Origin of the sequence: Synechococcus sp. A15-24 (assembly GCF_014280195.1) — a bacterium.
Taxonomy (GTDB): Bacteria; Cyanobacteriota; Cyanobacteriia; order PCC-6307; family Cyanobiaceae; genus Parasynechococcus.
Genome location: NZ_CP047960.1, coordinates 632748 through 645473, shown reverse-complemented (window position 1 = coordinate 645473; position 12726 = coordinate 632748). Strand labels below are relative to the sequence as shown.

Sequence of the window (12726 nt, the reverse complement as noted above, 5' to 3'; positions counted from 1 at the left end):
CCCACAGCGTGCGGTCTTCCGCACCGTTCACCACTCATGACGATCGCTGTAGGACGCGCGCCTCAGCGGGGATGGTTCGACATCCTCGATGACTGGCTCAAGCGCGACCGCTTCGTTTTTGTCGGCTGGTCCGGCATCCTCCTTTTCCCCACGGCCTACTTGGCCATCGGTGGCTGGCTCACAGGCACCACCTTCGTCACCTCCTGGTACACCCACGGCATTGCCTCCTCGTACCTGGAAGGTTGCAACTTCCTCACTGCTGCTGTCTCCACCCCCGCTGATGCGATGGGTCACAGCCTGCTGCTGCTCTGGGGCCCTGAAGCCCAAGGCGACTTCGTTCGCTGGTGTCAGCTCGGCGGCCTATGGGCCTTCGTGGCCCTGCACGGCGCCTTCGCGCTGATCGGCTTCATGCTGCGTCAGTTCGAGATCGCTCGTCTGGTGGGCATCCGCCCGTACAACGCCATCGCCTTCTCCGGCCCGATCGCGGTGTTCGTCAGCGTCTTCCTGATGTACCCCCTCGGTCAGAGCAGCTGGTTCTTCGCGCCATCCTTCGGTGTGGCTGCGATCTTCCGCTTCCTCCTCTTCCTCCAGGGCTTCCACAACTGGACCCTGAATCCCTTTCACATGATGGGCGTCGCCGGCATCCTCGGCGGTGCACTGCTTTGCGCCATTCACGGCGCAACCGTGGAAAACACCCTGTTTGAGGACGGCGAGCAGGCCAACACCTTCAAGGCGTTCGAGCCCACTCAGGAAGAAGAGACCTATTCCATGGTCACCGCCAACCGCTTCTGGAGTCAGATCTTCGGTATCGCCTTCTCCAACAAGCGCTGGCTGCACTTCTTCATGCTGTTCGTGCCTGTGATGGGCCTGTGGACCAGCTCCATCGGCATCATCGGCCTCGCCCTCAACCTGCGTGCCTACGACTTCGTGTCGCAGGAAATTCGCGCTGCAGAAGATCCCGAATTCGAGACCTTCTACACCAAGAACATCCTTCTGAATGAAGGTCTGCGTGCCTGGATGGCACCGGCTGACCAGCCGCACGAAAACTTCGTCTTCCCTGAAGAGGTTCTGCCCCGTGGTAACGCTCTCTAATCCCGGTCTTGGCGCCACTGGCGGCAAAGACCTCGACTCCACCGGCTACGCCTGGTGGTCCGGCAACGCTCGTCTGATCAACCTGTCCGGCCGTCTGCTCGGCGCTCACGTGGCGCACGCTGGCCTGATGGTGTTCTGGGCCGGCGCCATGATGCTGTTCGAAGTGAGTCACTTCACTTTCGACAAGCCCATGTATGAGCAGGGCTTCATCTGCATGCCCCACGTCGCCACCCTTGGCTACGGCGTGGGCCCCGGCGGTGAGGTCACTGATCTATTCCCATTCTTCGTGGTCGGTGTTCTGCACCTGATCAGCTCTGCCGTTCTCGGCCTGGGCGGTCTGTATCACGCTCTGCGCGGTCCGGAGATCCTGGAGAACTACTCCTCCTTCTTCTCCCAGGACTGGCGCGATAAAAACCAGATGACCAACATCATTGGTTATCACCTGATCCTTCTGGGCGTCGGCTGCCTGCTGCTGGTCTTCAAGGCCATGTTCTTCGGTGGCGTCTACGACACTTGGGCTCCCGGCGGCGGTGACGTCCGCATGATCACCAACCCGACTCTCGATCCGGGCGTGATCTTCGGTTATCTAACTCGCGCCCCCTTCGGCGGCGAAGGCTGGATCATCGGTGTGAACTCAATGGAGGACATCATCGGTGGCCACATCTGGCTGGGTCTGACCCTGATCTTCGGAGGCATCTGGCACGCCATCACCAAGCCCTTCGGCTGGGTGCGTCGCGCCTTCATCTGGAATGGTGAGGCCTACCTGAGCTACAGCCTTGGCGCCCTGAGCTTTATGAGCTTCATCGCCTCGGCCTACATCTGGTTCAACAACACCGCCTATCCCTCCGAGTTCTGGGGCCCCACCAACGCTGAGGCATCCCAGGCTCAGAGCTTCACCTTCCTGGTGCGTGACCAGCGTCTCGGCGCCAACATCGGTTCCGCCATGGGCCCCACCGGCCTTGGTAAGTACTTGATGCGCTCACCCACCGGTGAAATCATCTTCGGTGGTGAAACCATGCGTTTCTGGGACTTCCGTGGTCCCTGGCTGGAGCCCCTGCGTGGCCCCAACGGTCTCAGCCTCGACAAGCTGCAGAACGACATTCAGCCCTGGCAAGTGCGCCGTGCGGCTGAGTACATGACCCACGCTCCCAACGCCTCGATCAACTCCGTGGGCGGCATCATCACCGAGCCCAACTCGGTGAACTACGTGAACCTCCGCCAGTGGTTGGGTGCAACGCAGTTCGTGCTCGCCTTCTTCTTCCTGGTTGGTCACCTCTGGCACGCCGGCCGCGCCCGCGCTGCTGCTGCTGGCTTTGAGAAAGGCATCGACCGCAAGGCTGAGCCTGTGCTCGGCATGCCCGACCTCGACTGATCAACTGGTTCAATCCAACGATCGTCATTCACCCTCGCCTACGGGCGGGGGTTTTTATTTGGCACGAAATATTCACGAAATCAATGCGAAATGTCTGCGATATCGTGCCAATAGCGATTTCTTAGTCTGTTCCCATCGATGACGCGGCAGTGAGCGAAGGCCTGAACACCCGGGTGATCCACCACGGCGAGAGCTTTGCCGGGGACACCGGCACCGTGATGCCGCCGATCTTCCCCACCAGCACCTTTGCCCATGGCAATGCGGGCGGATTTGATTACACCCGCTCGGGCAACCCCAACTTCCGCATCCTCGACAGCGTTCTTGCTTCGGTGGAAGGCTGCGCCCACGCCACCGTCTTCGCCTCCGGCGTCAGCGCCATCACCGCCGTGGTGTCGCAGTTGAAGCAGGGCGATCTGGTGCTGTGCGAGGAGAACCTCTACGGCTGCACCGTGCGGCTGTTCGAGCAGGTGTTCGCCAAGTTCGGGTTGAAAACCGCCTTGGCGGACTTCACCCAGCCGGCAGCACTGGAGCAGATCCAAGCTCAGACGCCGGCGATGGTGTGGCTGGAGAGCCCCACCAACCCCCTGCTCAAGGTGATCGACCTGGAGGCGGTCTGTAGCGTCACTCAACCCCTGGGAATCCCCGTGGTGGTCGACAACACCTTCGCCACCGCCCTGGTGCAGCGTCCCCTGGATCTTGGCGCCACCCTCTCGCTCACCAGCACCACCAAATACATCAACGGCCACTCCGATGCCCTCGGTGGAGCGGTCTGCACCAACGATCCCGAGTGGCACCAGAAGATGATGTTCTCCCAAAAGGCCCTGGGCCTGCAGCCCTCCCCTTTTGATTGCTGGTTGATCACGCGGGGCATCAAGACGCTGCCACTTCGGCTGAAGCAGCAGATGGCCAATGCCGCGGCCCTGGCCGATCAACTGGCGGGGCACGCCAAAGTGAATTGGGTGCGTTATCCCCACCGCAGAGATCACCCTCAACATCAGGTGGCAAGCCGTCAGATGAGTGCCGGCGGCGCCATCGTGACGGTGAGCTTCAACGCCAGCCAGGAGCAGACCTATGCCCTCTGCAAACAACTGCGCTGGTTCACCATGGCCGAAAGTCTCGGCGGCATCGAAAGCCTGATCTGCCACCCGGCCACCATGACCCACGCCGCTGTCTCTGCCGAGGTGAAGGCCAAGCTGGGCATTGACGATGGCCTGGTGCGCTTCTCAGTGGGCTGTGAAGACCTCGCCGATCTGCAGGCCGATCTGGAGCAGGCCCTGGAGTTGCTGGCGTGAGTCCCCGCGACCTCTTGAGCGAACCCTGCTGGCAGGGAGCGGATCTGGGCCATCCCCTGCCGGACGCCACCCACGCCGTGTCGATGGCCCTGCCCCGCTGGCAGGACGTGATTGCCTACGAGGAACAAGACCCCAGCTGTCGTCAGGCGCTGCAGACCATTTACCCGCGCTTCGGGTTGCACCCTCTGCTGCAGACGCTGTCGGGCCAGTTGGCCCTCGATGGACTGACGGCCTGGCCTTATGCCACCGAAGCCGCGGCCCGCGCCGCCGAGGCCCACTGCCGCCGCAAGGCGCCGCAGGCCCACACCCAACTGACCAGCTCCGGCCCCTTGGTGGCGTTGCACACCGATGCCAGCGCCAGTCCCCATGCCAAAGCCTTCTGGCAGCACACCGGCCTCGGCGCCTCCTCCCGGCAGGCGGCCGTTGCACTGGGGCTGGAACAGTCGCCATCAGCAGAGGACGCTGAAGCGGCCAGAACCAGCATTCGCCAGCGCCTGGCTGCCATCCATGGCGTCGAAGCCGAACGGATCAGCCTTCATCCGGCGGGCATGGCCGGCCTTCATGCCGCGTTAAACGCCATTCAGCAGCTGCGACCGCAGCGCCCCACCCTGCAGCTCGGCTTTCCCTATGTGGATGTGCTGAAGCAACCGCAGGTGGTGTTCCACGGCGGCGAGCTGCTGCAACCACAGACCCTTACCGAGGTGGAAGCGGCGCTGGATCAGCACCAGCCGGCAGCCGTGATCGTGGAACTGCCGAGCAATCCGCTGCTGCGCTGTGTGGATCTGCCGGCGGTGAGCGAAATGGCTCACTCCCGTGGGATTCCTGTGATCGCCGACGACACCATCGGCACTGGCATCAACCTCAATGCCCTGCCCTATGCCGACCTGATCTTCACCTCCCTGACCAAGAGCTTCGCCGGACGAGGCGATGTGATGGCCGGAAGCCTGCTGGTGAGCCCCCACTCCCGCTGGAGCACCCAACTGCTGCAGGCCATCACGACTCCAGCACCCCTGGGGGATGGTGATGCCATTGCCCTGGAGCAGGCCAGTCGCGACGTGAACGACCGGGTCCCACAACTCGATCGTCACTGCCTTCAGCTGGCGCAACACCTGGAACACCACCCTGCGGTGCGGCAGGTGCTCCATCCCAAGGACTGCGTCAACTTCAGGGGCCTGATGCGCCCCAATGCCTGCCACGGCTGCCTGCTCTCCTTTGTGCTGAACGACGCCACCAGGACGCAACAGGTGTTCGATGCCCTGCAGGTAAGCAAGGGTCCCAGCCTGGGGACCCACTTCACCCTGGCCTGCCCTTACACCCAGCTGGCCCATTACGACGAGCTGGACTGGGCAGCCGATTGCGGTGTACCTGCCTATCTGCTGCGGGTCTCCGTCGGTCTGGAAGATCCGAACGAGCTCTGGCAACGCTTCGCCAGAGCGCTGGAATCCTGAGGAACCAACGGAGACTCTGAAAAAGCCCTTAACAACAGCGCTGGTAAGGGATTCGGATGTCTATTTTGTTTTCTTCGGGCCCCATTACCTGCCAGCAGCCTCATGTCCCGCATTTACGACGACAACAGCCTCGCCATCGGCAACACCCCGCTGGTGAAGCTGAACAGCGTCACCAAGAACTGCAAAGCCACCGTGCTGGCAAAGGTCGAAGGTCGCAATCCCGCTTACAGCGTGAAGTGCCGGATCGGCGCCAACATGATTTGGGATGCCGAGAAGAGCGGCAAGCTCACCAAAGACAAGGTGATTGTCGAGCCCACCTCCGGCAATACCGGAATCGCCCTCGCCTTTACAGCGGCGGCCCGCGGCTACAAACTGATTCTGACGATGCCCGAGTCGATGTCGATCGAGCGTCGCCGGATGATGGCCGTTCTTGGCGCCGAGCTGATCCTCACCGAGGCCGCCAAGGGCATGCCCGGTGCCATCGCCAAGGCCAAGGAGATTGCCGACAGCGATCCCGGCAAGTACTTCATGCCAGGGCAGTTCGACAATCCCGCCAACCCCGATATCCACTTCAAGACCACTGGTCCGGAGATCTGGAACGACTGTGACGGTGCCATCGATGTGCTGGTGGCTGGCGTCGGCACCGGCGGCACCATCACCGGTGTGTCCCGCTACATCAAGAACGAAGCCGGCAAAGCGATCGAATCCGTCGCCGTGGAACCCAGCCATAGCCCGGTGATCACCCAGACAATCAACGGAGAAACGGTCAAGCCCGGTCCCCACAAGATCCAGGGCATCGGCGCCGGCTTCATCCCTAAGAACCTGGACATGTCCATGGTCGACAAGGTGGAGCAGGTGACCAATGACGAATCGATCGCCATGGCCCTGCGCCTGGCCCAGGAAGAGGGTCTGTTGGTAGGCATCTCCTGTGGAGCCGCCGCCGCAGCTGCCATCCGCCTGGCGGAACAGGACGCCTACGCCGGCAAAACCATCGTGGTAGTGCTGCCCGACCTGGCCGAGCGCTATCTCTCGTCGGTCATGTTCGCCGATGTGCCCACCGGCATCATCGAGCAGCCTGTCGCAGTCTGACTCAGGATCACTGGAGCCTCAAATCGACTAGAGCGATCAACGCGTGTGTGGAGTGAAATGGCTTCACGCACGTTTTTTTGAGCCGAAGACAATTGACAACTGGACGTGAACAACGAGTAAAAAGGTCTTGTAGAAGTTCCCAGCATGAGCTCACAACAAGCGGTCAGTCTTGGCAGTCTGGAGTCTGACCTCGGTCTGTCGCGGGTTGACCTACTGCTGGTGATGCGTGAACTCGGTATTGAGCCGATCCGACGAGGCATGCGCACCTGGATTCGACAAGAAGAAACGGGACGCATCTATGACCACCTGGGACGGGCCAATCCGAAAGAGCCCCTGGTCGCGGAAGTGGTCACAGTGGAAACCAACTTCACACACCACGAACTGGCAACAACCGAAACCAGCTCAGAGCCGCCAATCGAAGACGATGTCAGAAAGTATTCCAAGCTACGTTTATTACGAGAAAGGATTGAAGTTCTAGATCTGCTCAAAACCACGCAAATCGAACTCACAGGTCACGAAATCTGCTCACTTCTCGAGATCAAGCGCTTGCCGCAGACGGAGCAATTATCCAGTGGGCAACGGGGTTTTCACAGAATGGGATTAGAGTTTGAACGAATCAGTCGAGCCGGACAGCGCACAGCCTGGCTTGTCAAGGAACCCACGGATCGCTGAAGCCATATCCACATGCACTGACGCGAGCAACAGGGAAAAGACATCTCCGATAGCTTGTCAGAAATTTCCCTAGGTATGTGGCTGGCTTTACTACAGCATTCGCCACGGTCGCCATCGCGGGCGTAGGAGATAAATCATTCTTAACCACTCTTGTTCTCGCGGCAAGGCATAAAGCTCGTTGGGTTTTCACTGGAAGCGTTTCGGCCCTAACAATCGGCGCAGGACTTTGGATTACAGCCGGGGTATGGATGAAATCGGTCATATCCATCGATACCATTCAAATCTTCTCAGGAGTGGCATTTCTCCTATTCGGAGCCAACGCATTTCTCGAAGCAAGAAAAATGAAATCAAGCCTTCATGTTGCCACCAACGAAGAAGGAACCAAAAAAACATTTGAATCAGTAGAACTAGCAATGCCCGCAAACGAGGTGATTCGCAACTCGTTTGCGACAACATTTTTAGCTGAGTTCGGTGACCGCACGCAACTTGCGCTTCTTGCATTAGCCGCTGGGCCAAACATATCTGCAGAAAGCATTTTTTCTGGAGCAGTAGCGGCTAACTTTCTTCTTGCGATTATGGCGGTATCGTCAGGGAAATGCTTAAAAAAACGCCTATGCCAAAAACGACTCTTGTACATAAGTGGTGCTTTGTTTATAGCTCTCGGAATAAATATATTGGCGCATTAGCGTCATTCAGCAAAAATCTATAACCTAAATAAAGCTAATGAGTTAACTTCTTGTCCTAGAAAAATTTAGAGATCGCAATGTATTGATTTCGGCAATAACAGGGGCTGCATTAAACAGGACAATTGTTTGGAGGGGAGAGAAGGTAGCCGCAAAAGAAGCCGCAGCAAGCAGAATTGATGAAACAACAATCAAATTCGTGTTAAAATGATTAGATTGCACATAATTACGGCTAAGAACAAAAAGACGAGAAAGCCAATGAATGTCTCCGCCTAGAATAACGTCGCAGACGGTTTTAGAGATAAAGCCCTTTTCATCCTCTGAAAAACCAATCGCTACATCAGCTGCCGCCATAGCAGCGATATCATTAACAACATCACCTAAGTAAGCAACTTTAGATCCATTTTTTTGAAGTTCATGCAACTTAGATTTGCGATCTTGTGGTTCCCTAGTTCTCCCAGAATGAGAACCAACCGTACTAACTGCAATGCCAAGTTCACAAAGCTGGGACATCACCGATTCAAACTCTGGGGATGGCCGCCAGACAATAGTGAGTCCACCGAGAGAAGCATCTGACGTAGAAAAGAGAGCATGAATGGATTCACCCTTTTCCTCAAAACGGATCAAAACCTTGGGCTGGCCTTCAAGAACAACGTGGTAAAGGCCTTGATCTGATTCACCAAGGTTTACCTCAAGAGATTGAAGTGTCGGGTGTTTCTCTAGGACATCACTCAAAATACCCCAAAAGACAGAGCTTGGGTCTGCACCAAGATGTGAGACAATAGCCCATAGAATTTGAAGCAAGTCACAACCAAAACCAGATGCATCCTTTGACAAATTCTGTTCATATGAATAAGAGCCAAGATGTCGCATAGCATCAACACTGACTAAAACATGACTCACATCGCTCAGTGTGTCCAAAACGCGAGAATCAGAAATGTGCACATTATTGAGTGCCATGTCAACCAAAGCTGACTCAGCAGAAGACAAAGAGGCATGCTCAGAATCTTCAGCCGGATTGAAAGCCAGCAAACCAATAGCACGTTCTGTGAGGCCATTAAGTAATGACCAAACTCCAAATCCAAGCTGCACAGGCGGCAAAAGAATGTCGTACAAGGAGGACAAACGCTGCTGGAAAACACTTAATGGCTCCTCTTCCAGAAGAGTGTCCTCAATCTGAAAAGCAGCAATCTCAGAAAAAGGCTGAACGACTTCACAAATACCGTCGCCAGACAGCACAAATGCGCCAAAGGCAAGAAAATCACCCGGAATTACATGGAACGGGAGGGGAGAGCCATCGCTGAGGCTATTAATTACAACCAACTCTCCTTGGACCACCCTGGAGGGTAAATAAACGTGATACTCATCAATCAATCGATAGCGCTGACCAACTTGAACATCCCCGATTGGACATAAGCTACTACCCTCTGATTTAGTACCTACACATCTCAGCATCACTGAAGTCTTAATACGCTCCAAAAACACAAAAAACTCCGAACTGGAGCCATCAGTATTTTCACTTATCGACTGGAGCGCTGACGTAGAGCTTCCTAATAGTCCTTCAACAAGAGATTCGCGCGCCAAACCTGAACCAATCAACATCGCTGAAAGGGCAACTTCAACCGAAGCTGGAGGTAGCAATTGTCTGGAATCAACCTCGCCTTTAAGACGCTCTTTCACTTGTTCAATAAATTCACGCAACAGCGGCAAGCTCAGCATGGTGGCCACCAAGCCAAGACCCAACGGGGGAATGGCCAGAATGGAATCAATGAGAAGAACAGAACCGCAAATCACTCCACTGCGCAGAGCCTGTTGAAAAGAAGAACTATGGGTGATGTCTGTAATACGTGTTTCTGCAGCCAATGCCTGTTCAAGGCCTGAATCAGCAACGGGTTCAATGAAGCAACGCTCGAGAAGAAGCGTGATTTCATCTCGCTGGCGAGGGTGAAATCGAATCACCACTGTGGAGGACACCGCATTGATACGGTGACTGAGAAGCCAATGGGTACGATGCAACAATGACCCACAATGTTGGCGTAATCCAGGCGAGGAGGATAAACCTGGATGGAATACACGAACCCGATCAACCAGCTCACTGCGGATAATCCATTGGGATGGGCAAACCGCTGTAAGCATGATCAGAAGGGATTAAACGACGAAGGGGCGACGAAAAGTAAGTGCGAGGTCAAAGAGAGCTGTTGCGGCAATCAACAACCAGATCCCGGGTGAAAAGGGTATGAATAGACCTAAAAACCCGATTATAAAAATGGCGAAAGAGAACAGCAACGTGGATATGGATAAGGACACAGAAGCAGCATTAGCAATGAAACGAAACGCTGACTGAATAGTGTTTCTCCAGTTCTGTGAGGTCTGGTCCATGATTTCAGTTGGTATCAAAGGAGTTTCAGAAATGGAAAATCCTTGAAGGTTCAATTGCTGAGCAATACGACCAAACACCAGCGTCAGCGGATCTTGGCGAAGGCGTGGTGCTGAGGCCAATCGGCAAATAACAATCGAACCAACCCTCTGGTTGATGCGAACAAACCAGCTGCTCTGGGGGAAAACATTGAGGAGGTCACTTTGCAAGCGGACCCAATCAAGAGCAGATGATTGGGACACAACGAATCGCCAACGATGATCTGTACGGTGGCGCAAATGAAGCGTCGGAGTCATGAATTCGCAGCAACCATGGAAAAGGTGTTGCGATCCTTGCTGTACTCCCAACCATAACCCTCAGGATCATGGGCCGATATCCAGTCAATGAAATCACTCCGACGACGACGAGCAGAGATCTTCTGGTAACTCAGGCCAACCCGACTGGAGAGGGCAGACAGATCAAGTTGGATGGAAGGAGAGGTAGTTTTAGCGTCCATAGAATCTTTGGTTATCGGTCTGACTTCTGAGGCTTCAGACAAAATCGGCTCAACTAGAACTTCATCAGATGAAGCATCAACCTCTGGAAGTGATTTAGCCTTGAAGCCAAGAGCGCGGATCGCATTACCCGCTGCCACGAGACAAGAACCGTTGTTGAGGAAAACAGCAGCAATTGGATTAACAGGAAGAAACGTACCGATCAAAAGTGCGGATAAATTCGGGACTCCAACAATTCCAATGTTCTGCTTCACCAAAGCAAAGGTGTGTCTCGCTAAGTCTTGAGCAACAATCAAATCCGATACCTGGTCATTGGTGAGAACAATGTCAGCAGTTTCTCGAGCAAGGTCGCTACCTGAGGCAAACGATACAGAGACATCTGCATAAGCAAGAGCTGCGGAATCGTTGATACCATCACCCACAAAGACAACTTTTTTGCCTTCAGCCGTAAACTTTTGAACTAATTCAGCTTTCTGATCAGGTAAGGCATCTGAATGAACTTCGTGCCGCTGCAGTCCAATGTCAGCAGCAACTGCATGGGCAACAGAGGAAATATCACCCGTAAGCATGTGAGCTTCGATACCACGGCGATGCAACTCAGCGATCATGGCTGGAGTATCAGGTCGCACACGATCAAGTGCGTAGTGAATACCAACTAGTAGGCCGTCAACAGCGAGATAAATTGGGGTTGCCACGTCGAGTTCCGGCTTGGAATCGACTGACCAGATCTCAACCCCTTCTTCGTGAAGTAGTTTTGAATTGCCTAGAAGAATGGTCTGATCGTTCACAGTGGCGACGACACCACGACCAACTCTGTAATCCCAGCTTTCACAGTCAATAACCTCGACATCCTGCTCTGCAGCAAAATCACGAATCGCCTTGGCGATTGGATGATTCAGGCCTTGTTCCAGGGAGGTGGAAAGTTGCAAAAGATGCCTGAGGCGATCAGAAGCAACAACTTCGATGGGGGACCCTGTTTGATCAAATATCGTAAATTCGACAACGGATGGATGACCTTCTGTCAAAGTGCCGGTTTTGTCAAACACAACAACATCCACATCAACCAACTGTTCAAGAGCTCGTCCACTGCGAATCAGCAGACCCTGGCTTCCAGCTCTGGTGAGAGCCGCCATAATGGCCGTGGGAACGGATACACGTAAACCAGTTCCAAGATCGAACATCAACAGCGACGCTGCCTGGGCAATGTTGCCGGCACTCAGCAACAAGGAAACACCCGCAAGAACCAATGTTGGGATAACAAAGTGATTGGCAATATTTGCGGCAAAATTACCAACACGTGTATCAAATACAGGTGCGGACTCAATCATTTTGGTGATCTGCCCCACACGTGTATCATCACCGACCGCTGAAGTTGTCACAATAATGTGACCCTCGAGGACGATAAAACCTGCTAAGATTTCCTCTCCAGGGCCAGACATTCTGGGAACTGATTCACCTGTAAGCTTGACAACGTCCAGGGAAGCTTCTCCAGATTCAATGACGCCATCGATTGGTATCTTGTCACCTGGCAAAAAGGAAACCCGATCACCCGGATTAAGATCAAAACTTGAAACAATCTTCTCGCCATCTTCCGTGAGAAGACGAACATCAGATTGAAGACTTGAAACCAGATCAGTATTTGATGAATTGGCAATTCGCTGGGTGGCGTCCCGTACAGCCTCACCACCCTCAATCATGGTGATCATCATGGCCGGACCCAGAAGAAATCCTTCCAAACTGTGAAGCAATACAGCTAAAGCATCAAGGAAATCAACATTAATCTTGCGTTCTTTCTTTAAACCCTCCCAAGCCCGTTTAAAACTCAGATGTGCTGCACCAATAATAAAAACACCAACGGCAAGGGGAGGAAGGGACAGAGGACCAGCTGCTATCGCCAGGCCAAGAGAGCAGACGGGGAGTATAATGCGCGTTGGGACAAATTTTTCATCTTCTTCCTCAGCTAACTGCACATTTGAAGAATCTACAGCATTAATTAGCGCAACTTCTGGCACAAAAGGTATCTCACGCGCTCGTCGCGGCAAAGCACTGAGCCATTGAAGTGCGTCAACTGATTGACCTGTCTTAAAAACGACGACATAGCACGAAGCCAAATTGTTAAAACGAACCTGTCCAACTGATGCAAGAGATTTAATATGACGTGTAAAGTTATCTGGATCTTGAAAACCAGACTCCACACTGAATCGAAG

At 54.6% G+C, this 12726-nt stretch carries 10 protein-coding genes; 7 read left to right on the top strand and 3 right to left on the bottom strand.

Going from position 1 to position 12726, the window contains the following annotated elements; genetic code table 11:
• Nucleotides 1–36 precede the first annotated feature (36 nt).
• From psbD to SynA1524_RS03325, 7 genes are all read left to right on the top strand, one after another.
• Nucleotides 37–1092, top strand: coding sequence for a photosystem II D2 protein (photosystem q(a) protein) (gene psbD, locus SynA1524_RS03355; RefSeq protein WP_011127544.1), 1056 nt, complete (start codon nt 37–39; stop codon nt 1090–1092).
• Nucleotides 1076–2464: a photosystem II reaction center protein CP43 gene (gene psbC / locus SynA1524_RS03350; protein WP_011127543.1), complete on the top strand. Its 1389-nt coding sequence runs from the start codon at nt 1076–1078 to the stop codon at nt 2462–2464. The genes psbD and psbC overlap by 17 nt, the downstream gene beginning before the upstream one ends.
• Nucleotides 2465–2613: 149 nt before the next feature.
• On the top strand, nt 2614–3756 hold the full coding sequence (locus SynA1524_RS03345) for a trans-sulfuration enzyme family protein (RefSeq protein ID WP_186498943.1): 1143 nt from the start codon (nt 2614–2616) through the stop codon (nt 3754–3756).
• Nucleotides 3753–5204, top strand: coding sequence for a PLP-dependent transferase (locus SynA1524_RS03340; RefSeq protein WP_186498942.1), 1452 nt, complete (start codon nt 3753–3755; stop codon nt 5202–5204). The genes SynA1524_RS03345 and SynA1524_RS03340 overlap by 4 nt, the downstream gene beginning before the upstream one ends.
• 102 nt (nt 5205–5306) lie before the next feature.
• The gene (gene cysK, locus SynA1524_RS03335) at nt 5307–6293 is read left to right on the top strand and encodes a cysteine synthase A (protein WP_186498941.1); all 987 of its coding nucleotides are present in this window, start codon (nt 5307–5309) and stop codon (nt 6291–6293) included.
• 144 nt (nt 6294–6437) lie between these two features.
• Nucleotides 6438–6965 (top strand): hypothetical protein, encoded by a 528-nt coding sequence (locus SynA1524_RS03330; protein ID WP_186498940.1) that lies wholly within the window; start codon nt 6438–6440, stop codon nt 6963–6965.
• Nucleotides 6966–7042: 77 nt separating this feature from the next.
• Nucleotides 7043–7651: a TMEM165/GDT1 family protein gene (locus SynA1524_RS03325; protein ID WP_186498939.1), complete on the top strand. Its 609-nt coding sequence runs from the start codon at nt 7043–7045 to the stop codon at nt 7649–7651.
• 42 nt (nt 7652–7693) lie between these two features.
• Here SynA1524_RS03325 and SynA1524_RS03320 read toward each other — a convergent pair whose 3' ends face one another.
• From SynA1524_RS03320 to SynA1524_RS03310, 3 genes are all read right to left on the bottom strand, one after another.
• Nucleotides 7694–9664 carry a hypothetical protein gene (locus SynA1524_RS03320; RefSeq protein WP_186498938.1) on the bottom strand — a complete coding sequence of 657 codons (1971 nt, stop codon included), beginning with the start codon at nt 9662–9664 and terminating at the stop codon, nt 7694–7696.
• A gap of 132 nt (nt 9665–9796) precedes the next feature.
• A complete protein-coding gene (locus tag SynA1524_RS03315; RefSeq protein ID WP_186498937.1) occupies nt 9797–10321 on the bottom strand; it encodes a hypothetical protein in 525 nt (174 codons plus the stop codon).
• A complete protein-coding gene (locus SynA1524_RS03310) occupies nt 10318–12714 on the bottom strand; it encodes a heavy metal translocating P-type ATPase (RefSeq protein ID WP_286188654.1) in 2397 nt (798 codons plus the stop codon). The genes SynA1524_RS03315 and SynA1524_RS03310 overlap by 4 nt, the downstream gene beginning before the upstream one ends.
• Nucleotides 12715–12726 lie beyond the last annotated feature (12 nt).